24 protein-coding genes, 1 tRNA gene and 1 pseudogene are annotated in these 18,607 nt (G+C 61.1%); 20 read left to right on the top strand and 6 right to left on the bottom strand.

The genetic code is table 11. The features are described from left to right. Positions 1–371 precede the first annotated feature (371 nt). Positions 372–1,766 (top strand): amino acid permease, encoded by a 1,395-nt coding sequence (locus ACYJSS_RS17330; protein WP_111264225.1) that lies wholly within the window; start codon positions 372–374, stop codon positions 1,764–1,766. A 132-nt stretch (positions 1,767–1,898) separates the two neighbouring features. Beyond that, positions 1,899–2,327 (top strand): hypothetical protein, encoded by a 429-nt coding sequence (locus ACYJSS_RS17325; protein ID WP_146603073.1) that lies wholly within the window; start codon positions 1,899–1,901, stop codon positions 2,325–2,327. A 53-nt stretch (positions 2,328–2,380) separates the two neighbouring features. Here ACYJSS_RS17325 and ACYJSS_RS17320 read toward each other — a convergent pair whose 3' ends face one another. Continuing rightward, complete coding sequence (locus tag ACYJSS_RS17320) at positions 2,381–2,806, bottom strand: hypothetical protein (RefSeq protein WP_021220411.1); 426 nt, start codon at positions 2,804–2,806, stop codon at positions 2,381–2,383. 91 nt (positions 2,807–2,897) lie between these two features. Here ACYJSS_RS17320 and ACYJSS_RS17315 point away from each other — a divergent pair, with 91 nt between their 5' ends. Next, a complete protein-coding gene (locus ACYJSS_RS17315) occupies positions 2,898–3,254 on the top strand; it encodes a hypothetical protein (RefSeq protein WP_111264223.1) in 357 nt (118 codons plus the stop codon). A gap of 312 nt (positions 3,255–3,566) precedes the next feature. On the opposite strand, the gene ACYJSS_RS17310 is transcribed toward ACYJSS_RS17315, so the two are convergent. After that, the gene (locus ACYJSS_RS17310; protein WP_236205835.1) at positions 3,567–5,345 is read right to left on the bottom strand and encodes an acyl-CoA dehydrogenase C-terminal domain-containing protein; all 1,779 of its coding nucleotides are present in this window, start codon (positions 5,343–5,345) and stop codon (positions 3,567–3,569) included. A gap of 200 nt (positions 5,346–5,545) precedes the next feature. Between ACYJSS_RS17310 and ACYJSS_RS17305 the strand changes: the two genes are divergently transcribed. Beyond that, entirely contained in the window at positions 5,546–6,007 is a 462-nt protein-coding gene (locus ACYJSS_RS17305; RefSeq protein WP_236205834.1) for a hypothetical protein, read from the top strand. A 74-nt stretch (positions 6,008–6,081) separates the two neighbouring features. On the opposite strand, the gene ACYJSS_RS17300 is transcribed toward ACYJSS_RS17305, so the two are convergent. Continuing rightward, positions 6,082–6,345 (bottom strand): DNA-binding protein, encoded by a 264-nt coding sequence (locus ACYJSS_RS17300; protein ID WP_236205833.1) that lies wholly within the window; start codon positions 6,343–6,345, stop codon positions 6,082–6,084. Between the two features lie 123 nt (positions 6,346–6,468). On the opposite strand from ACYJSS_RS17300, the gene ACYJSS_RS17295 reads away from it, so the two are divergent. Both ACYJSS_RS17295 and ACYJSS_RS17290 read left to right on the top strand, forming a co-directional pair. Then, entirely contained in the window at positions 6,469–6,741 is a 273-nt protein-coding gene (locus ACYJSS_RS17295) for a DNA-binding protein (RefSeq protein ID WP_111264789.1), read from the top strand. Next, positions 6,734–6,949 (top strand): hypothetical protein, encoded by a 216-nt coding sequence (locus ACYJSS_RS17290; RefSeq protein WP_021220417.1) that lies wholly within the window; start codon positions 6,734–6,736, stop codon positions 6,947–6,949. The genes ACYJSS_RS17295 and ACYJSS_RS17290 overlap by 8 nt, the downstream gene beginning before the upstream one ends. A gap of 586 nt (positions 6,950–7,535) precedes the next feature. On the opposite strand, the gene ACYJSS_RS17285 is transcribed toward ACYJSS_RS17290, so the two are convergent. Continuing rightward, entirely contained in the window at positions 7,536–7,721 is a 186-nt protein-coding gene (locus ACYJSS_RS17285; RefSeq protein ID WP_236205832.1) for a DNA-binding protein, read from the bottom strand. A 166-nt stretch (positions 7,722–7,887) separates the two neighbouring features. Between ACYJSS_RS17285 and ACYJSS_RS17280 the strand changes: the two genes are divergently transcribed. The 4 genes from ACYJSS_RS17280 to ACYJSS_RS17265 all read left to right on the top strand — a co-directional run bounded on the left by ACYJSS_RS17280 (position 7,888) and on the right by ACYJSS_RS17265 (position 9,041). Further along, positions 7,888–8,157: a DNA-binding protein gene (locus ACYJSS_RS17280; protein ID WP_111264791.1), complete on the top strand. Its 270-nt coding sequence runs from the start codon at positions 7,888–7,890 to the stop codon at positions 8,155–8,157. Beyond that, positions 8,154–8,369: a hypothetical protein gene (locus tag ACYJSS_RS17275; protein ID WP_111264792.1), complete on the top strand. Its 216-nt coding sequence runs from the start codon at positions 8,154–8,156 to the stop codon at positions 8,367–8,369. The genes ACYJSS_RS17280 and ACYJSS_RS17275 overlap by 4 nt, the downstream gene beginning before the upstream one ends. After that, the gene (locus ACYJSS_RS17270) at positions 8,366–8,626 is read left to right on the top strand and encodes a hypothetical protein (protein ID WP_236205831.1); all 261 of its coding nucleotides are present in this window, start codon (positions 8,366–8,368) and stop codon (positions 8,624–8,626) included. The genes ACYJSS_RS17275 and ACYJSS_RS17270 overlap by 4 nt, the downstream gene beginning before the upstream one ends. Before the next feature lie 166 nt (positions 8,627–8,792). Further along, the gene (locus ACYJSS_RS17265) at positions 8,793–9,041 is read left to right on the top strand and encodes a hypothetical protein (protein WP_142014453.1); all 249 of its coding nucleotides are present in this window, start codon (positions 8,793–8,795) and stop codon (positions 9,039–9,041) included. 92 nt (positions 9,042–9,133) lie between these two features. Here ACYJSS_RS17265 and ACYJSS_RS17260 read toward each other — a convergent pair whose 3' ends face one another. Beyond that, positions 9,134–9,475, bottom strand: a complete 342-nt coding sequence (locus tag ACYJSS_RS17260) for a hypothetical protein (protein WP_236205830.1) — start codon at positions 9,473–9,475, stop codon at positions 9,134–9,136. 143 nt (positions 9,476–9,618) lie between these two features. Here ACYJSS_RS17260 and ACYJSS_RS17255 point away from each other — a divergent pair, with 143 nt between their 5' ends. The 4 genes and pseudogenes from ACYJSS_RS17255 (at position 9,619) to ACYJSS_RS17240 (ending at position 13,383) form a co-directional block, all read left to right on the top strand. Then, positions 9,619–9,900, top strand: coding sequence for a hypothetical protein (locus ACYJSS_RS17255; RefSeq protein WP_146603110.1), 282 nt, complete (start codon positions 9,619–9,621; stop codon positions 9,898–9,900). Between the two features lie 30 nt (positions 9,901–9,930). Further along, positions 9,931–11,238, top strand: coding sequence for an AAA family ATPase (locus tag ACYJSS_RS17250; protein ID WP_111264797.1), 1,308 nt, complete (start codon positions 9,931–9,933; stop codon positions 11,236–11,238). 113 nt (positions 11,239–11,351) lie between these two features. Further along, positions 11,352–12,113, top strand: a pseudogene (locus ACYJSS_RS17245) (DUF4435 domain-containing protein); the annotation flags it as partial. Between the two features lie 958 nt (positions 12,114–13,071). Next, positions 13,072–13,383 carry a hypothetical protein gene (locus tag ACYJSS_RS17240; protein WP_146602997.1) on the top strand — a complete coding sequence of 104 codons (312 nt, stop codon included), beginning with the start codon at positions 13,072–13,074 and terminating at the stop codon, positions 13,381–13,383. Between the two features lie 123 nt (positions 13,384–13,506). Here the strand turns inward: ACYJSS_RS17240 and ACYJSS_RS17235 are convergent. Then, a tRNA-Met gene (locus ACYJSS_RS17235) sits at positions 13,507–13,583 on the bottom strand. Between the two features lie 219 nt (positions 13,584–13,802). Between ACYJSS_RS17235 and ACYJSS_RS17230 the strand changes: the two genes are divergently transcribed. From ACYJSS_RS17230 to ACYJSS_RS17205, 6 genes are read left to right on the top strand one after another with little or no spacing between them, the layout of a single operon-like run. Beyond that, positions 13,803–14,471 carry a metal ABC transporter ATP-binding protein gene (locus ACYJSS_RS17230; RefSeq protein ID WP_111261000.1) on the top strand — a complete coding sequence of 223 codons (669 nt, stop codon included), beginning with the start codon at positions 13,803–13,805 and terminating at the stop codon, positions 14,469–14,471. Continuing rightward, positions 14,471–15,331, top strand: coding sequence for a metal ABC transporter permease (locus ACYJSS_RS17225; RefSeq protein ID WP_043245644.1), 861 nt, complete (start codon positions 14,471–14,473; stop codon positions 15,329–15,331). Before ACYJSS_RS17230 ends, ACYJSS_RS17225 begins: the two co-directional genes overlap by 1 nt. Positions 15,332–15,348: 17 nt before the next feature. Continuing rightward, positions 15,349–16,218 carry a metal ABC transporter solute-binding protein, Zn/Mn family gene (locus tag ACYJSS_RS17220; protein ID WP_111261006.1) on the top strand — a complete coding sequence of 290 codons (870 nt, stop codon included), beginning with the start codon at positions 15,349–15,351 and terminating at the stop codon, positions 16,216–16,218. Next, positions 16,215–16,646, top strand: a complete 432-nt coding sequence (gene hisI, locus ACYJSS_RS17215; protein WP_111260999.1) for a phosphoribosyl-AMP cyclohydrolase — start codon at positions 16,215–16,217, stop codon at positions 16,644–16,646. Before ACYJSS_RS17220 ends, hisI begins: the two co-directional genes overlap by 4 nt. Then, positions 16,643–17,203: a gamma carbonic anhydrase family protein gene (locus tag ACYJSS_RS17210; RefSeq protein ID WP_111260998.1), complete on the top strand. Its 561-nt coding sequence runs from the start codon at positions 16,643–16,645 to the stop codon at positions 17,201–17,203. The genes hisI and ACYJSS_RS17210 overlap by 4 nt, the downstream gene beginning before the upstream one ends. Before the next feature lie 2 nt (positions 17,204–17,205). Further along, positions 17,206–18,546 carry a dihydroorotase gene (locus tag ACYJSS_RS17205; RefSeq protein WP_111260997.1) on the top strand — a complete coding sequence of 447 codons (1,341 nt, stop codon included), beginning with the start codon at positions 17,206–17,208 and terminating at the stop codon, positions 18,544–18,546. The last annotated feature ends 61 nt before the right edge of the window (positions 18,547–18,607 follow it).

The following is an 18,607-nucleotide window of genomic DNA, read 5'->3' as shown; positions in this document are numbered from 1 at the left end:
ATGGGCTTATGTTTCCTGGCGAAACGGCCAGGAACCTGTAGCGTCGACTTCTTTCGCTCCAAGAACCGCCGTACCAGAACGACTCCGCCTGTCAGAAGGTCGCATCGAAGTTATTTCTCGCGCCCTGTATAGTTCGCGCGGCAGATTCAGCTGTTTTAACCCGGAAGCCGATTGTCGCATTGCCCCCTCGGTGCCCCCTCTATACAACAGCCAACCGTCCGTATCCGGCCGACAAAGCTTGCCTTGTCTTTGCTGCCGAACGGGCGACTTCTGCTTTCCGCTCCCGCGACCCGGGTAGCGGGAACAACAGTCAGCCCTGCCGGGTTACCCCTCGGCGGGTGCCAGCCCTTTTACAAAAATAAGAGGTTCACATGTCCAGCAGCGAACATGAACTGCAACGCGGCCTGGGTGAGCGGCACATCCGCCTCATGGCCCTCGGCGCCTGCATCGGCGTCGGCCTGTTCCTTGGCTCCGCCAAGGCCATCCAGATGGCCGGCCCCGCCATCATGCTCTCCTACATCATCGGTGGCCTCGCCATCCTGGTGATCATGCGCGCCCTCGGCGAGATGGCCGTGCACAACCCCGTGGCCGGCTCCTTCAGCCGCTACGCCCAGGACTACCTCGGCCCGCTGGCCGGCTTCCTCACCGGCTGGAACTACTGGTTCCTCTGGCTGGTGACCTGCGTCGCCGAGATCACCGCCGTCGCCATCTACATGCAGATCTGGTTCCCCGACGTGGACCGCTGGGTCTGGGCCCTGCTGGCCCTGGCGAGCATGGGCACCATCAACCTGATCACCGTGCGCGCCTTCGGCGAGTTCGAGTTCTGGTTCGCCCTGATCAAGATCGTCACCATCATCGCCATGGTCGTGGCTGGCGCCGGGATGATTGTCTTCGGCATCGGCAATGGCGGCATCGCCACCGGTATCAGCAACCTGTGGAGCCATGGCGGCTTCATGCCCAACGGTATCCAGGGCGTGCTCATGTCCCTGCAGATGGTGATGTTCGCCTACCTGGGTGTGGAGATGATCGGCCTCACCGCCGGCGAAGCGCGCAACCCGCAGAAGACCATCCCCAACGCCATCAACTCGGTGTTCTGGCGCATCCTGCTGTTCTACGTCGGCGCGCTGTTCGTGATCATGTCCATCTACCCGTGGAACGAGATCGGCACCCAGGGCAGCCCCTTCGTCATGACCTTCGAACGCCTCGGCATCAAGACCGCCGCCGGCATCATCAACTTCGTGGTCATCACTGCGGCGCTGAGCTCCTGCAACGGCGGCATCTTCAGCACCGGGCGCATGCTCTACAGCCTCGCCCAACACGGCCAGGCGCCCAAGCCCTTCGCCCGTACCTCGCGTAACGGCGTACCGCGCAATGCGCTGCTGCTGTCCATCTTCGCCCTGCTGCTCGGCGTGCTGCTGAACTACCTGGTGCCGGAGAAGGTGTTCGTCTGGGTCACCTCCATCGCCACCTTCGGCGCCATCTGGACCTGGGCCATGATCCTGCTCGCACAGATGAAGTTCCGCCGCAGCCTGAGCCCGGCCGAACAGGGCAAGCTGCAGTTCAAGATGTGGCTGTTCCCGCTCAGCTCCTACCTCGCCCTGGCCTTCCTGGTGCTGGTGGTGGTGCTGATGGCCTTCTTCGAGGAAACCCGCATCGCCCTGTACATCGGCCCGGCATTCCTCGTGCTGCTGACCGTGCTGTACAAGGTGCTCAACCTCAAGGCCAAGGTCGAAGCGGACAGTGCGGTAGGCGATCTGGCTTCCTGACCGCCGCGCTGATGCACCCAAACACCCCGACTGGTTCGGGGTGTTTTCATTTGGGCAGGCGCGAACGCCTTGGCGGTTCACCTCCCGCTCACGGCATACAATGCGCACCTTATCCACAGGACGGATCACTTCGTGGGCAATGGATTCCGCACCGCCAGCCGCGCACTGGCGACCAGCCTGCTCTTCATCATCGGCACCCTGCTCCAGGGCCTCTGGGCGCTCGCGCCCTTCGCCAGCAACCCGCCCTCGGACATGGGGCGCTACTCGCTGGCCGAGGAGCTGCTGGTGCATGCGCTGCTGCTTATCCCGCTCCTGCTGCTCGCCCGCTGGCTCGGCAAGCGCATCACTCACCGCCTGCTCAGAGTGGCCTTGGCCACCTTGCTGGCGATGCTTGCGTGGTACCTGGTGGACATCAGCATCTTCGACAACCGGGTGGCGAGCTGGAGCACCTACACGAGCCTGGAGAGGGCGATCGAGGTGCTGGGGTATGCGGTGTTGCCGGTGATGGTGGTGGGGGCGGGGTTTGGGACGGCTCTAGCGCTATCGAGACTGGGAAAGTGAATTGCTAATGGTTCCCGGAGGGCTCGCTTTAGCCTTCCGGGAACATGAGGCCACTAGAGTTCAGTGGTGCATGGCTTCCCGTAGTTCCAGGTCACCTTGTTCCCGTCCTTGGCCACGAAGGTGAACACTCGTTCCGAGGCACCTTCATAAGCGTTTTCGAATGGAATCACGACCTTGTCTTTCGAGACTTTGGGCTTTACGAACTGCCTTGTGACCGGATCACCCCCCACGTACCTCGTCCACAGCATCTCGTCTTCGCCATAGAGATCTATGTAGTCGTATGAGCCATCGGCCTCGACACATTTGAAGAGGACGGAGTTGCCTTTCTTATAGGCGCTGTCCACGTATGACTTCATATCAAAGTCGTCCGCGTGAGCGGTGGTTACCAGGAGCGCGAGTGCCAGCGTAGTTTTCTTCAAGATGCTTCCTTTCAGGTGGTTGTCGCTTCGGGCAAGCATGACAGGCTGCTTTGTGCTCATGCCAGTGGATCTCTTTCAGGCACCCGACACGGCCCCGACGACGCTAAGATCGCGCCCCTTGCTTGGACGCTTTCCGTACAGGATGTACCCCATGATCGACCTGCTGTTCTGGCCACTGCTCGTCACCCTGTTGTTCGCGCCGCCCTGGTTGCTCTGGAGGCGTGCCGAGCGGCTGGGCTGGTTGAGCCGCTACGCGCTGGCCTTGCTCCCGGTGGGCGTTACCTGGCTGGGATGGCAATGGGGCATCTGGGCCTTTGAGCACTTCGACTGCCAAGGCAACACCAAGGGGCTGCACGACTGCCTGTCGAACGGGCAGGACATGACCGCCTGGGTTGGGCGAGCGCTATTCCTGAGCGTACCGATGATGTTCATCGGCCTGCCGCTTTCGGGCTGGTTCCTGATCGACACGCTGGTGCGCCACCTCGGCCATCTCACCAGTCGCGAATGAACACGCCCCCACGCCCCGGCACATCATCACCCGGGGCGTAGGGTGGATGGCGCTCTTCCCATCCACCAGGGTGTTCGGCACGGCCTTGTAGGGTGGCGCCACCCCGTGGGAGCGAATTCATTCGCGATGCTTTTCCTGTCCACCATGGGCATCTGGCATGGCTCAGACGGTGGATCGATGAAGCGCGATCCACCCTACGACGGCCCCAACCCGCGTGGCGCTACCCTGCGGGCCGACCCAATTCCGGGCAAAAAAAACCGGCAATCAAAAAGGGAGGGATTGCCGGCGTGCGCATACGGAGGAGAGGGTTGGCTATGCGGCGAACTCGTCCTCGTTGAACGCCATCAGGGATGCTTTGCCTGCCATCACCTCGGCCAGCAGGCCGTCGGTCTCGGTCAGGGTTCGGGTCATGTAGAAGTCGGCGGACTTCAGCTTGGCGCCGTAGAAGGTCTTCTCCTCGCTGCCGGCGTCCAGCTTGGCCTGGGCCACCTGAGCCATGCGGGCCCACAGCCAGGCCAGCGTGGTCAGCGCGAACAGCCGCAGGTAGGGCGTGGCCGCCGCGCCGGCCTGTTCCGGGTCCTTCATGCCTTCGGTGGCCAGCCACATCGTCGCCTGCTGCAACTGGCGCAGCGCCTTGTCCACCTTGGCCATGTGGGCCGCCTCGGGGTTGGCCTTGAGCCACTCACCCACCAACTGGAAGAAGCCACGCACCGCACGGCCGCCGCCCAGGGCCAGCTTGCGGCCCACCAGGTCCAGCGCCTGGATGCCATTGGTGCCTTCGTAGATACGGGTGATGCGGCAATCCCGCACCAGTTGCTCGATGCCCCAGTCCTCGGTGAAGCCCGAGCCGCCCATCACCTGCAGGCCCTCGTTGGCGCAGGCGAAGCCCTCGTCGGTGAGGAAGGCCTTCACCACCGGCGTCAGCAGCTGCACCAGGTCGTCTGCCTGCTGGCGCACCTCGGCGTCCGGGTGATCGTGGGCGATGTCCTGATGCAGGCCGGTGAAGTAGGCCAGCGCGCGGCTGCCCTCGATCATCACCTTCTGGCGCAGCAGCATGCGGCGCACGTCCGGGTGTACCAGGATCGGGTCGGCCGGCTTGTCCTGCGCCTTCGGCCCGCTCAGCGAGCGGCTCTGCAGGCGCTCGCGGGCGAAGCCCAGGCTGATCTGGTAAGCGTTCTCGGCAATGCCCAGGCCCTGCATGCCGACCATCAGGCGTGCCGAGTTCATCATCGTGAACATGCAGCGCAGGCCCTTGTGGGGCTCGCCGATCAGCCAGCCCTTGGCACCCTCGAAATTCATCACGCAGGTGGCCGAGCCCTTGATGCCCATCTTGTGCTCCAGCCCGCCGCAGAAGGCCGGGTTGCGGCTGCCATCGGCGAGGAACTTGGGCACCAGGAACAGCGAAATCCCCTTCACCCCGGCCGGCGCGTCGGGCAGGCGGGCCAGCACCAGGTGGACGATGTTCTCCACCAGATCGTGCTCGCCGCCAGTGATCCAGATCTTCGTGCCGCTCAGCGCGTAGCTGCCGTCCGCCTGGGGTTCGGCGCGGGTGCGGATCAGCCCCAGGTCCGTGCCGCACTGCGGCTCGGTCAGGCACATGGTGCCGGTCCACTCACCGCTGATCAGCTTCGGCAGGTAGGCCTCCTGCTGCTCGCGGGTGCCGTGGGCGGTGAGGGCATTGATGGCGCCGTGGGTCAGGCCCGGGTACATGCCCAGCGACAGGTTCGCCGAGCACACCATCTCCTCCACCATCATGTTCAGCACATGGGGCAGGCCCTGGCCGCCGAACTCGGTGGGGCAGGCCAGCGCCGTCCAGCCGCCTTCTGCGAACTGGCGGTAGCCCTCGCGGAACCCGTCGGGCGTCTTCACCGCGCGGGTCGCCGGGTCGTAATGACAGCCTTCCTTGTCGCCCGAACTGTTCAGCGGGGCCAGCACGCCCTCAGCCAGGCGCGCCGCCTCTTCGAGGATCGCGCTGCCCAGGTCTTCGCCGAATTCCCCTTGGGACGGCAAGGCCTGCAGGTGCGTATAGGCATCGAGTACTTCATCGAACACAAAGCGCATGTCGCGGAGCGGCGCGCGGTAGGCCGGCATGGTGGAGTCCTCTAAAGCTGTACATTGAGTGAATTTGTATAGTTTTTCTACTGCTGCGTATAAGTTTGTACAAGGGGTTTGTACAACTTTTTCCCGCCGGGGGGATGACCGGCCAGTTCCGCTTTCAGCGCCCCGGCAAGCCGCCATGGCCCGCCAGGCCCCGCGCCCTGTAGGCTTCGCCCACCCGTAAGGAGGCCTCGATGAAACGCGCGTTAGGGATTACCTCACTCACCCTGGCACTCGCCGCCAGTACCGCAGGCGCCGGCTACCTCTACCTCACCCAGGTGCCCCGCCTGGCTTACCCCCTCCAGCGCCTCGACGGCTGGGCCCTGAGCGATGGCGGCTCGTACGCTCTGGAGGTGGTGGATGCCGAGGGGCGTGTCGTCCTGCTGGGCCTCCAGGCCACCGGCCTCGACGTACCGGCGGAGCGCTACCCCGCCTTTATCGGGCGGCCGCTGTTCGGCCGGCCCCTGACCGTCACCGCCGGCCTCGGCAGCACGCTCGAAAAGCAGATCGATGCACTCGCCCACCAAATCGCCCGCAGCGGGCTGGATGAAGCGCGCTGGCGACAGGCAAGGGACGACCTCAGCCGGCGCGAGCAGCCCTACGCCGTCGCGTGGTCCCTGCATGAGCAGTTGGTGGCGCGTAGAAGGGGAGAGTGAAAGTAAGGCCGGGCGGCCTGGAGGGGGAACGGCTCGGTGCCACATGAGCTGTGCACCGAGTTGGGAAAGGTGAGCTAGTCCAGGGAGGGCGGGGCGATCAGGCCGTCGTGTTCGGGGCTGGTTTGTCCATCTTGGAGACGCAGCTCTCCGCTGATCAACCACCACTGATACTGCGGAAAAACTCTGCTTAGTATTCCTATCTCATCAGCACCAAGGCGGGCACGCCCACGCTTTATGTTCTGCCAGCGAACATATCCCGTACTACCTGCTTCTGATAATTCGGTGATGCTGGCCATTTCCAAGAGTTGCATGGCGCGCTGCGTAATTCCTTCGCTCATACACTATTCCCAGACTTTTCCTACATTTGTGCTTTTTCGGTTTAATGTATTGTTTGCGTGTATTTGAGACGTGTATTAGATACACGGGTTGTCCAAATATAGAGCCGATTATAGGAGCTTTATATGGAACAGTCTGGCGTAGTGGGGCTCAGCGCTGATGGAAAGCCTGAACGAATAAACGACGCGCGCTGTGCGCCGTTCTGCACTCAACTCGTCCTGGCGGAGATGTGCGGCCTCGAGGAGATTACCGAGGACGTGGTGCGCGGCTGGGTCGAAACCCGAACGATCCCCACCGTGAAGATCGGGCGTCGTCGGGTGATCAATCTCCATCGCATTCGCAGCGACCTGGATCAGGGCAAGACGGTCTTCAGCGCAGGGGACTACGCGAATGAATAGGACGACTGCCCATCAGCTGCTGTTGCTTCTGCGGAGGATTCGCTACTCGGATCCGGATCGGGCGTTCGCACAGTTCATGCGCTTTACCGGTTATGTGGATGCGTTGCAGGACACGGGCGCCTATGAAGCCGAGACGTTGCGGCGCCTCGATCAGCTCGGGCTTAACGCGTTTGCGCAGCGCCGTGGCCGGAATCTTGTGGGGGAGTGATGAAAGGAAATGTCCTGAATTTTCGCAGGCGCAGGGAGTTGCGCCTGCTCTGCCTGCTGGTGCCGTCGTCCACGGGATCACTGCATGCGGTGCCTGTCACGACGCTGAGGGCACGCGCACCCTGGGTCGATGTTCAAGGGCGCTGGGGCTTGGCGTTACCTGCCGGCCTCTACCTGCGCGAGACCTTCGCTCGGAAGCCGCACGGGTGGTCGGGCAGGGAAGGGGGCCAACAGTTGGGGAGTGAGATGAACCGACGCTTCTCTTCATGCGGCGCAGATTTGGAATTACCGCCTCCTCACTGCAGGAAGTGCGCTACCAAGTCAGAAAACTGATCCGGACTCCTGGCTCCCAGTCGGATCTGCCAGCCCTACGCCGTCGCGTGGTCACTGCATGAGCAGTTGGTGGTGCGTCGCGGGGGAGGGCGGGAGTGAAGGCCAGTGATCAGGAGAGGGAAGGGCCCGGCGCCCTATGACGTGGGCTCCGAGCGGGGGAAGGTGAAAGGCGGCGCTAGGCCTAGGAGGGCGGGGCGATCAGCCCGTCGTGTTCGGGGCTGGTTTGCCCCTGGTCCGGCTTCACCCCTCTGCTATCACGCAGAAGGCGCGTCATCCGGGCTGATGTGCCCGTTCTCGGGCTCCGTGCGCCCGGATATCAGCCAGAGCGCGAACTGTGGATAAGCCTCGGCCAGGATCCCCACTTCGTCGGTGCTGATCCTGATCTTGCCGCCGCTGATGTTCCGCCAGCGTTCGTAGTTCTTGCCCCCGAGCTCGCTCAAGTGCTTCGGTCCTACAGCCCGAATCAGTTGAAGTGCTCTGTTTCTTACGGCGTCCATTGAGTTTTCTCGGCTTGAGTAACCTTTACTCAAGAGCAACAGTGCCCTAGATTGCTTTGAGTATCTATTACTCGTGATGGCTTAGAGTGGCCGATTATAGGGTGTCTGTATGGAACAGTCTGGAGTAGTGAGGTTCAGCAAGGGCGCAAAGCCCGAGCGAATGAGCGATTTCCGCTGTGCGCCGTTTTGCACGCAGCTGGTGCTGGCTGAAATGTGCGGCATCGAGGAGATCACCGAAGACGTGGTGCGCGGCTGGGTAGAGAGCAACACCATCCCCACCGTGAAGATCGGCCGGCGCCGCGTCATCAACCTGCATCGCATCCGCCTCGACCTGGAGAGCGGCAAAACAGTGTTCAGCGCGGGGGACTACGCCCAATGAAAGCCATCAACGTTCAACTGCGCATGCTCCTCAAGGCCATTCGCTACGCCGACTCGGAGCGCTCGCTCGCCTACTACATCCGCATGGGCGGCTACCTAGACGCCCTGCAGGACACAGGCACCTTCGACACCGCCGAAATCAAGCGCCTCGACCGCCTCGCCTTCAACGCCTACACCCAGCGCACCAGCCGACATAACCGGGAACTCATATGAACAAGGCCGTTCACCCACAGCAGGCGCGCCCCGCACTGCGCCTGCTCTGTATCCTCACCCCCACGCCCTACGGCCAATGGCGCCCCGTCCCAGCCGCCACCCGCCGCCCCCGCGCGCCCCGCACCGATATCCCGGGGCGTTGGGGGTATGTGCTGCCGGAGGAGTTGTATATGCGGGAGGTGTGGATAAGAACGCCGCGCGTGTCGTGGCGGCGGTTCGTCGCGCAGCACGGCGCCTTTGGCGCCGAGGTGAGTTGAGCCGATCAACCGAACGAAAGATCAAGAGGTGAGAAGGGCAGGCTGGCGAATTCAACCCCCGTCAGCGTTATGATCCCGGCGCTTCACTATTTGGCTCATCGCGAGTGCAACGCTGTCCTCGCTTCGGGCTGATGCCCAGAACACACCCAAGGAAGGAACTTGGAACATGCCTGTGCTGCAGATTGAGTCCTGGTCCGATGACGTGGCGTGGGCCTCAGTGAATGGCTGGAATCTGGAGGCCTTTGTTCAGCGGTTATCCCTGTGCTCCACACTGCGGGGCACAGAATTGAAACGCCTCGCTCGCGCCATACGAAAGAGAGAGATCGAACAGATCGAAGTCACCAGCGTGGAAGCGGCGGGCGCGCTTATACACACGCTGGAGTCACTCGGGGCAACGATCAGGCTGAACAATTAGCCCGTGTGGCTCTAACTCTGGCCACTGCTGATCCTTTGGCTGTGCTGCACAGCAACAGAGGACAGAGCCCTCAGTTGTATCAATCTGCTGAGTCACCAATCCCGCTCTCTTAACCCCTCCATACATTCCTTCACGTCATCATCAATCACGTTCCCGGGTTTGATGCATTCCTTCATCGGCTTCCGCGTGCCGCGATTCGCCTGGCGCTCGGCTTGCTCCTGCATCTTGAGATTGCTGCGTGCCGCATCGCCCATTGGGCCATCGGAGCCGGCGAAGAACTCCATCACGGTTCGGTCAATGGCTTGGCCAATCTGTTTGGCATAGGGCTGCACAGCCTCGCCGGCTTGAGTGGCCAGAGGTTTCGATTCATCAGCGGAGGAGGGCAGCACGAGGGCCGCAAGTAGGAAGGTGAAGGCGAGGGATGCTGCTTTCATCTTTACCGCTCCTTGGTTCAGTCAGGCTCACTGTCAGGGTTCTACGCCTAAGGTATGTCCCCAGGGTATTTACGGGTAATGGGGGGCCGCGCTAGTGTCCGTCATGGCGTTTTGCTACGAATGGAATCGGATTGGAGCATGGCATGGCACGCCGCCGCAAAACCTCCCTGTTTGACGACCTCTTCACCCTCGCCACCTTGCTGCCCTGGTGGGTAAGCCTGTTGGTTGCGTTCGTGTCCTGGTACTTGCTCCACGGATACGCCACCAGCCCAATCCTCCCTGTCGACCCGCACAGACCCGATATGACCGGTGCCATGTTCCGGGGTCTCGCTATGGCGCTCCAGTACATCGTGCCTGTCATCTTTGCTCTCGGTGCTGTTGGCTCTGTTACCGGGCGTGCCAAGCGCAAAAAGCTGAGTGAGTAAAACTGAAATCTAAATAATTATGGAGTTGCGATGGAACTGATCAAGCTAAGTATCTTAGGGTTGTTTGGGCATTTTAATCATGTCGTCCCGTTTAAAGATGGGCGGATAACAATCGTGACTGCTCCTAACGGATATGGAAAGACGGTTTGCTTAAAAGTGATAGATGCGATCTTTAATAGACGTCTCTCCTATCTTTGTGATCTTCAGTTTAGGGAGGTTGTTCTGGAGACATCGGATGGCGATCTGAGAGTCTCAAAGGACATGGAGCGATCTCCTAACTCACTTAGTCTTAGTCATAGTCATTTCTCAGGCACGCATGAGTATGAAAGAGACTATGAGTTTTCTAAAATTAAAAAAATGTCAATCCATGGTATAGATGTTCATGTGCCATTTCTGCATCGTATAGGACCTAGGGAGTGGGAAGATCACCGAACTGAGGAGGTATATACTTTCGAAGAGGTGGTGGAGAACTTTTCAGAGTATTTGCCGGACGAATTTACAACAAAAAACTATCCAGAATGGTATGTGTCTTTCAGTAGTTCGCTAAAGGCGCATTTTATTCAGGATCAGCGACTTATTCAGCGTAAGGCGAGCTCCAACAAAGGAAAGCGCCGAGGGTTTGTTGACACAATTGAGAAGTATGCTGATGAGCTTTCGGAGTTAATAAAGGAGTCAGGGTACAGGTCTTCACATGTGTCTCAGCAGCTAGATACAACTTTTCCTGTGCGGCTTTTGAAAAAAGATTACTACTTTAAATCTATGAAGGCTGATGAGTTAAAGTTAGAGTTGCGGCAATTACAGGCTAAAAGAACTGACTTGTCTGCTTTTAATCTTTTGTCCTCAGAAGAGCATCTGCTTCCGTTGCAAGTGCTGAATGAAATTAAAGATGAGGACAGGAAGGTGCTAACGCTTTATGTGCAGGATACATATAGTAAGTTGGCCGCCTATGATGATATATACAAAAAAATACAGTTGTTCTCTAGTATTCTAAATGGTAAGAGGCTTTCTTTTAAGAAGATAAAAATAGACGCAGAGAAAGGCTTCCATTTTGAAACAGATGAGAATCGGCCTCTGAAGTTAACGCAGCTTTCTTCTGGTGAGCAGCACCAAGTAGTGTTGCTATATGAGTTGATATTTAAGACAGAGAAAAATGTTCTTGTGCTCATAGATGAGCCGGAAATATCTTTGCATGTGGCATGGCAAAAGGAATTTCTGAAGGATTTGCAAGAAATTATAAAGATACAGAATATGCCTGTTGTAATCGCTACTCATTCGCCACAGATCATTGGAGGCAACTGGGACCTCACGGTCGATCTGGAAGATGGTGTTTTGGCATGAGAAAATATATCGATTCAACTGATAAGAAAAATGAAATCAGGCTGCTTTTTAAACATCCACTATATAAAGATAAATTCATAGTTGTGGTTTAGGGGTTCTCGGACGTAAAGCTATTTAGAAAGCTGTTTGAGGCAAAATCTGTAGAGCTAGAGTCTGTAGACGGAAAGAAAGAACTGTTGAGGGTAATGCAGGAGCTCTCGCTTGAGTTTCCCACACGTGTTCTAGGTATTTGTGATGCGGACTATGATCATTTATCTGGCGTGGCAAGTAGCTATGAAGGCTATGGAGTATATGTAACGGATTTGCATGATGCAGAGATGATGATGTTGTCTTCACCGGCATTGTCATCTTTTGTAGATGAGTACACCAGTTCTACATACCTGAGCATGTCACGTGAGCAAATGTTTGGTTCCGTGATCAAGGGGGGGAGTGTTATTGGAGTTTTGCGGTGGCTGAACTCTGAGCATGATTTGGGTTTGAGGTTTAAGGGTTTAAATTACTCTGTATTTTGTTTTGTTAATGAGTTTGATGTTGAGGTGGATAAAAATAGATTAATTGATGAGCTGATAAAGCGTAGCAAAGATATTTCAGCACATGTGACAAAGGAGTTTATTCTGAGAGAATTTGATATTTTTTCGAAGAAGGAAGCATGCAACTACCAAGTATGCTGTGGGCATGATGTGGCTAATATTGTTGCTCTAGTTTATAGGCAGAAAAATATTTCTACTGAAACAAATATGGACTACAGGAAGGTCGAGGCATCGCTGCGTTTGAGCTATGGAATGCAGTATTTTATGAGTACCAAGCTGTGTAGGCATGTTGCAGATAAACTTAGAGTGTTTAGCGGGGCGGATTTTTTGGGAGGCGCCATATGACTCTCTTTAGTATTTCTTGTGGTTTGGAGAAAGTATATTGGGCTTAGGTTTTTTTTGATCTTTGAGCTTTATTAGTAAGTGATTAGCCCCCGCTATATGTGGGGGCTTTATTTTTATTTGGCCTTTTAGTGGGCCAGCACATAGATTTTTTTGTTGCTTTTATTGAGTGAATTTCTGCTGGTGTTGATTTTTATGGCTAGTCCACCAGTGGAATACCTAGGCCTCTTTTGAAATTACTATTCGTCGACACAGAGGAATAGTTTGTGCCGATTTCCCAAAGTATTCTAGGTACTGATGCCGGTTTTCATCGGCAGTTATAAGCGTACGTTTCGGTACTCGAATCTCATCTTTGCAGCTCCCTCTTTGACCGGCCAATGGCAACATAACCCCTTTCGGATCGTAGGAGCACTTAGATGCTCACTTGCTACCCCCTCCCTGAAGTCATCCCGCTCGCCTAAACCCCCGCCACACCACTCCCACCCTTACCTACTCCCCGCTCCGTCCCCCGCCAACCTCACATCTGCTTCGGTAACGCCCGGGCTGATCTGCCCCCGGGCCAGGTCGGTCTCACCGTGGATGATGTAGAGCTCGTACTCGGGGTAGATGGCCAGCAGCGCTGCCAGGTCTTCGACCCGGGTTTTCGTTCTGAAGTCAGTCGCCACGGTTTGCCACCGGCGTCGATCACTGATGGTCGTATTTTTCGCCAAGGTTGAAGGGCCTATATGCCTTACAACCTCCCTGAGCCGATCTTCCATATTCAAAAACCATCTATAGGATCGACGAATATTCCGTTGTGTCGAATATTTCGTCATGTATAGCGGGGCTCGGATGACGAATATTACGTCACTCTTGAGCGTGATTGAGTCACAGTTTATGGGCATTTCAGAGGCAGGGATAGGCAATGAGACGGCACCTGGATTCACCCTCCGGAGCGGCTACGACTGGCAAGCGCGGCACCTTGGAATTCGATGCGGACGCGGCTATCGGCTACATCGGCAAGACGGTGCTCGTCGAGCTGGTGTGGGACGACAGCGAGGCGCCGATCTGGTGCTGCAAGCACATCGTCGGCGTGGTCCTGCCCATGGCGGGCGTGTATGAGGAAGCGTTCTTCATGACCATCGATGGTCATTGCCGTGAGCGCTTTCCCAGCGAGGTCTTCCTTTCCACCATCCGTACGATTCGGGCCCTGTGGTCGCGGGATCCAACAGGCGGTGCTGTTGACGGAGGCGCGTGCCATGGCGGGGAGCCAGGGAAGGGCGGCACAGCATGAGGGCCGCTGCGGTGAGATCAATCAGGGGGAGGGCGTGATGCAGGGAGGCGGGCAATGGAGCGTCAAGAAATGAACACCCCAGAAAGCACAAAGGGTTAGCCGAAGCTAACCCTTTGTTTTGTATGGTGGCTACGCAGGGACTTGAACCCCGGACCCCAGCATTATGAATGCTATGCTCTAACCAGCTGAGCTACGTAGCCAACGTGGCGCGCATTATTCTCTCGCTTCCTGCCTCTGTCAACCCCACTTTTCAGAATTTTTCGAAGGGCGATCAACCGCTTAGCGGTGGGTGCCGGTTGGCGTTCGGGTTGGAAAAGGGGAGGGGGCGTGCGCGGGGAAATGGGTTGTGAAGCGCGATTTGTTACTTTATAACATTTGCGTTTTCCTACAGCCCTTTCTCCCACGCCCTGGACCTGACGATGCTTCAGTTCGATGCCTTGCAATGGGGGCCGCCTGCGCGGCCGTTGGCGCCGCCGCTTTCCCTGGCGTTGCCGGCCGGCAGCCTCACGGCGGTGGTGGGGCGCAACGGGTGCGGCAAGAGCAGCCTGCTGCGGGTGATCGCCGGTTTGCAGCGCCCCTTGGCCGGGCGGGTGAGCGTCGAGGCGGCGGGCCTGGGGGCGGTGGGCTTTTTGCAGCAGCAACAGGCACTGGACCGGCAGTTCCCCCTGAGCCTGGGGGAGCTGGCGATGGCGGGGTTGTGGCGCAGCCGCTTGAGCCGGGTGGAGCGGCGCAGGCGCTGCGAAGCGGCCCTGGCGGATTGGCAGCTGGAGGCGCTGGCCGACCAGCCGCTGCTGGCGCTTTCCGGCGGGGAGTTGCAGCGGGCCCTGCTGGCGCGGCTGGAGCTGATGGACGCGCCGCTGCTGTTGCTGGACGAGCCCGACGCGGCGCTGGACGCGGAGGGCCAGGCGATTCTCTGGCAGCGCATCGCCCGCTGGCAGCGGGAGGGGCGCACGCAACTGGTGGTCTGCCATGACCTGGAGGCGGTGCGCGAGCGCTTGCCGCGCTGCCTGCTGATCCGCGCCGACGGCTGCCGTCATGGCGCCAGCCGGGTGCTGCTGCCGGCGCCGACCCGCCAGCAGGTGGCCTGATGCTCGCGGCGCTCTGGCAACCCTTTGCGGAGTTCGCCTTTTTGCAGCGGGCGCTGCTGGGCGGGGTGGCGCTGGCGTGCAGCGCGGGGCCGCTCGGGGTGTTCCTGATGCTGCGGCGTATGAGCCTGATCGGCGATGCCATTTCCCATGGGGTGTTGCCCGGTGCGGCGCTGGCGTTCTGGTTCTTCGGCCTGAGCCTGCCGGCGCTGACCTTCGGCGGCCTGGTGGCGGGGCTGGGGATGGCCGGGCTGGCGGCGTGGATCACCCGCCGCACCGGCCTGCGGGAGGATGCGAGCCTGGCGGCCATCTACCCCATCTCCCTGGCGGGCGGGGTGCTGTTGCTGGGGTTGGCCGGGCGCCGGATCGACCTGCTGCACCTGCTGTTCGGCTCGGCCCTGGCGGTGGACGGCGAGACGCTGCGCAGCATGCTGACGGTGGCCGGCACGAGCCTGGCGCTGTTGGCGCTGATCTACCGCCCGCTGCTGTGGGACAGCTTCGACCCGGTGTTCCTGCGTGGGGTGAGCCGCTTCGGGGCGCCGGCCTATGCGCTGTTCCTGGCGCTGGTGGTGCTCAACCTGGTGACCGGCTTCCACGCCATCGGTGCGCTGATGGTGGTGGGGCTGATGATGCTGCCGGCCGCTGCGGCGCGCTTCTGGAGCCGACGCCTGCCGGTGCTGCTGCTGACGGCGGCGGGCATCGGCGCGAGCTGCGTGTGGCTGGGGCTGTTGCTGTCGTTCCACGCCAACCTGCCCAGCGGCCCCTGCATCGTGTTGCTGGCGGGGCTGGCCTACCTGATTTCGGTGTTCGTCGGGCCGGTCCACGGCTTGCTGCGACGCGCGCCCCTTCCCGTGCCCTGTTGAGGAGCCCCCGCATGTTCATGCGCCTGTGCGTTGTGCTGTTGCTGTGCCTGCCCGTTTCACTGTCCGCTGCGGAGAAGGCGAGGGTGGTGACCACCTTCAGCATCCTGGCGGACATCACCCGCGAGATCGGCGGGGACGACATCCAGCTCACCAACCTGGTGGGGGCGGATGCCGATGCCCACGTCTTCGAGCCCGCTCCGGCCCAGGTGCGTGCCGTGCTGGAGGCGGACCTGGTGATCGCCAACGGGCTGGGCTTCGAGCCCTGGCTGGAGCGCCTGCTGGCCAACGGCGAGGCGCGCGGCACGCGCATCGACGCGAGCAAGGGTGTGGTGCCGATGACGGTGCTGGAGGACGACCAGCGCCTGGTGGACCCCCACGCCTGGCAGAGCCTGGGCAATGCGGAGATCTACGCGCGCAACATCACCCAGGCGCTGGTGCAGCTGGTGCCGGCCCGCGCGGCAGCCTTCGAGGCGCGGCGGGATGCCTGGCTGGGCCGCCTGGGGGCGCTGCGCCAGAGCATCGCCCCGCGCCTGATGGCGTTGCCGCCGGAGCGGCGCCGGGTGCTGACCAGCCACGATGCCTTCGGTTACTTCGCCCAGGAGTGGCGCCTGCAGTTCCTCGCGGCCCAGGGTGTGAGCGATGCGGCCGAGCCTTCCGCCGCCGAGGTGGCGGGGTTGATCCGCCAGCTGCGGGCGGAGGGCGTGCGCGCCATCTTCGTGGAGAACATCCGCGATGCGCGGCTGGTGAAGCAGATCGCCGAGGAGGCCGGCGCGCGGGTGGGCGGCACGTTGTATTCCGATGCGCTGGCGGCCGAGGGCCCGGCCAGCACCTACCTCGGCATGTACCGGCAGAACGTGGAGCGGCTGCTGCAGGCGCTGGCGCCATGAGCGTCTGGCTGCAACTGGAGCGGAGCCCGGCCGGCACCGGGCGGGATCTGGAGGCGGTGATGGCGGCCATTCCCTGGGGTGTCGATGGGCTGATCCCCGCCGTGGCGCAGCAGTACGACAGCGGCGAGGTGCTGATGCTGGCGTGGATGAACCCCGAGTCCCTGCGGGCCACGCTGGAGGAGGGGCGGGCGTGCTACTGGTCGCGCTCGCGCCGCTGCCTGTGGCGCAAGGGCGACACCTCCGGGCATGTGCAGCACCTGGTCAGTGCCCACCTGGATTGCGACGGCGATGCGCTGCTGCTGCAGGTGGACCAGGCCGGCCCGGCCTGCCACACCGGGCGCCGTTCGTGCTTCTACAACCAGCTCTCCGGCGCGGGGTTGCGGGTGGTGAGCTCGATGCCGGCGCCTTCTGCGGGAGGCCGTCCATGATCCGCAAGAACCCTTCCGGCCACTTGCCGGTGATCGCCGAGTCCGCCTATGTGGACAAGACCGCGATCCTCTGCGGCAAGGTGATCGTGCAGGACAACGTGTTCATCGGGCCCTATGCGGTGATCCGCGCGGATGAGGTGGACGCGAGCGGTGACATGCAGCCGATCATCATCGGCGCCAACTCCAACATCCAGGACGGGGTGGTGATCCACTCCAAGTCCGGGGCGGCGGTCACCATCGGCAGTCACACCTCCATCGCCCACCGCTCGATCATCCACGGCCCCTGCCAGGTGGGGGACCGGGTGTTCATCGGCTTCAACAGCGTGCTGTTCAACTGCACCGTGGGCGACGGCTGCGTGGTGCGGCACAACGCGGTGGTGGACGGCTGCGACCTGCCTCCGGGCTTCCACGTGACCTCGACCCAGCGCATCGGGCCGAAGACCGATCTGGACAGCCTGCCCCGGGTGAGCGTCTCCGCCGCCGAATTCTCCGAAGACGTGGCGCGCACCAACATCGATCTGGTGCGCGGCTACAAGGCCCTGCAGAACGAGTTCTAGCCATGCACAACCTGCTGATCCGCAATGCCCGCCTGGTCAATGAAGGCTGCGAATGGGAGGCCGACCTGCTGGTGCACAACGGCCGTATCGAACGCATCGACCGCAGCATCAGCGCCCGCCCGGATATGTGCGTGATCGACGCCAAGGGCCAGTACCTGCTACCGGGGATGATCGATGACCAGGTGCATTTCCGTGACCCCGGCGCGCCCCACAAGGGCACCTTCCTCAGTGAGTCCCGCGCGGCGCTGGCCGGGGGCGTGACCAGCGTGATGGACATGCCCAACACCCAGCCGCCGACCCTGGACCTGGAGGCGCTGGTGGCGAAGGAGCGTCGGGCGGCGGCCTGTTCCTCGGTGAACTACGGCTTTCACTTCGGCGTGAGCCGGGACAACCTCGACACCGTGGCCCGGCTCGACCCGGAGCGGGTGGCGGGGGTGAAGGTGTTCATGGGCGCCTCCACCGGCAACCTGCTGGTGGACGACGAGGCCTCCCTGGAGCGGTTGTTCCGCGACTGCCCGACGCTGCTGCTGGCCCATTGCGAAGACACGCCGCGCATCCGCGAGCGCGAGGCACAATGGGCGGCCGACTACGGCGAGGCCATCCCGCCCGAGGCGCACCCGCTGATCCGCGATGCGGAGGCCTGCTACCGCTCCTCCAGCCGGGCGGTGGCGCTGGCCCGTCGTTTCGGCACCGACCTGCATGTGCTGCACATCACCACCGCGCGGGAGCTGGAGCTGTTCACCCCCGGGCCGCTGCCGGGCAAGCGCATCACCGCCGAGGTGTGCGTGCACCACCTGCTGTTCGATGACCGCGACTACCCGCGCCTGGGCCACCTGATGAAGTGCAACCCGGCGATCAAGGCGCCCTCCGACCGCGATGCCCTGCGCCGGGCGTTGCTGGACGGGCGGCTGGATGTGATCGGCAGCGACCACGCGCCCCATACCCGGGAGGAGAAGGCCCGGCCCTACGCCCAGGCGCCCGCCGGCTTGCCGCTGGTGCAGCACAGCCTGCCGGCGCTGCTGGAGCTGGTGGCTGACGGGCTGCTGCCGCTGACGCTGCTGGTGCACAAGACCAGCCACGCGGTCGCGGAGCGTTTCTCCATTGAGCAGCGCGGTTACCTGCGCGAGGGTTACTGGGCGGACCTGGTGCTGGTGGAGCGCCTGGCCGAGCCACGGCCGGTGGAGGCGGACCCGATCCACGCGCAATGCGGCTGGACGCCGTTCCAGGGCCGGGCCTTCCGCCACGCGGTGCGCACCACGCTGGTGTCCGGCCAACTGGGCTGGCACCAGGGCCATTTCGGCGAAGATTGCCAGGGCCTGCCCCTGCGTTTTCGAAGGCGTTAAGAGCAGCGCTTGACGTGGCACCGGCAAAGGGTTGACTTAGAGCGTGCTCGAACTTCTAGGA

This window comes from Pseudomonas sp. No.21, from assembly GCF_054558415.1.
Note: the sequence above shows the minus strand (reverse complement) of the source record. Positions and strands in the feature narration are given on the sequence as shown.

What these genes read in the sequence shown, in the direction of transcription:
- ACYJSS_RS17330 (WP_111264225.1), top strand. Translation starts at nt 372, where the DNA reads ATGTCCAGCAGCGAACATGAACTGCAACGCGGCCTGGGTGAGCGGCAC.
- ACYJSS_RS17320 (WP_021220411.1), bottom strand. Translation starts at nt 2,806, where the DNA reads ATGAGCACAAAGCAGCCTGTCATGCTTGCCCGAAGCGACAACCACCTG.
- ACYJSS_RS17315 (WP_111264223.1), top strand. Translation starts at nt 2,898, where the DNA reads ATGATCGACCTGCTGTTCTGGCCACTGCTCGTCACCCTGTTGTTCGCG.
- ACYJSS_RS17310 (WP_236205835.1), bottom strand. Translation starts at nt 5,345, where the DNA reads ATGCCGGCCTACCGCGCGCCGCTCCGCGACATGCGCTTTGTGTTCGAT.
- ACYJSS_RS17305 (WP_236205834.1), top strand. Translation starts at nt 5,546, where the DNA reads ATGAAACGCGCGTTAGGGATTACCTCACTCACCCTGGCACTCGCCGCC.
- ACYJSS_RS17300 (WP_236205833.1), bottom strand. Translation starts at nt 6,345, where the DNA reads ATGAGCGAAGGAATTACGCAGCGCGCCATGCAACTCTTGGAAATGGCC.
- ACYJSS_RS17295 (WP_111264789.1), top strand. Translation starts at nt 6,469, where the DNA reads ATGGAACAGTCTGGCGTAGTGGGGCTCAGCGCTGATGGAAAGCCTGAA.
- ACYJSS_RS17290 (WP_021220417.1), top strand. Translation starts at nt 6,734, where the DNA reads ATGAATAGGACGACTGCCCATCAGCTGCTGTTGCTTCTGCGGAGGATT.
- ACYJSS_RS17280 (WP_111264791.1), top strand. Translation starts at nt 7,888, where the DNA reads ATGGAACAGTCTGGAGTAGTGAGGTTCAGCAAGGGCGCAAAGCCCGAG.
- ACYJSS_RS17275 (WP_111264792.1), top strand. Translation starts at nt 8,154, where the DNA reads ATGAAAGCCATCAACGTTCAACTGCGCATGCTCCTCAAGGCCATTCGC.
- ACYJSS_RS17270 (WP_236205831.1), top strand. Translation starts at nt 8,366, where the DNA reads ATGAACAAGGCCGTTCACCCACAGCAGGCGCGCCCCGCACTGCGCCTG.
- ACYJSS_RS17265 (WP_142014453.1), top strand. Translation starts at nt 8,793, where the DNA reads ATGCCTGTGCTGCAGATTGAGTCCTGGTCCGATGACGTGGCGTGGGCC.
- ACYJSS_RS17260 (WP_236205830.1), bottom strand. Translation starts at nt 9,475, where the DNA reads ATGAAAGCAGCATCCCTCGCCTTCACCTTCCTACTTGCGGCCCTCGTG.
- ACYJSS_RS17255 (WP_146603110.1), top strand. Translation starts at nt 9,619, where the DNA reads ATGGCACGCCGCCGCAAAACCTCCCTGTTTGACGACCTCTTCACCCTC.
- ACYJSS_RS17250 (WP_111264797.1), top strand. Translation starts at nt 9,931, where the DNA reads ATGGAACTGATCAAGCTAAGTATCTTAGGGTTGTTTGGGCATTTTAAT.
- ACYJSS_RS17230 (WP_111261000.1), top strand. Translation starts at nt 13,803, where the DNA reads ATGCTTCAGTTCGATGCCTTGCAATGGGGGCCGCCTGCGCGGCCGTTG.
- ACYJSS_RS17225 (WP_043245644.1), top strand. Translation starts at nt 14,471, where the DNA reads ATGCTCGCGGCGCTCTGGCAACCCTTTGCGGAGTTCGCCTTTTTGCAG.
- ACYJSS_RS17220 (WP_111261006.1), top strand. Translation starts at nt 15,349, where the DNA reads ATGCGCCTGTGCGTTGTGCTGTTGCTGTGCCTGCCCGTTTCACTGTCC.
- hisI (WP_111260999.1), top strand. Translation starts at nt 16,215, where the DNA reads ATGAGCGTCTGGCTGCAACTGGAGCGGAGCCCGGCCGGCACCGGGCGG.
- ACYJSS_RS17210 (WP_111260998.1), top strand. Translation starts at nt 16,643, where the DNA reads ATGATCCGCAAGAACCCTTCCGGCCACTTGCCGGTGATCGCCGAGTCC.
- ACYJSS_RS17205 (WP_111260997.1), top strand. Translation starts at nt 17,206, where the DNA reads ATGCACAACCTGCTGATCCGCAATGCCCGCCTGGTCAATGAAGGCTGC.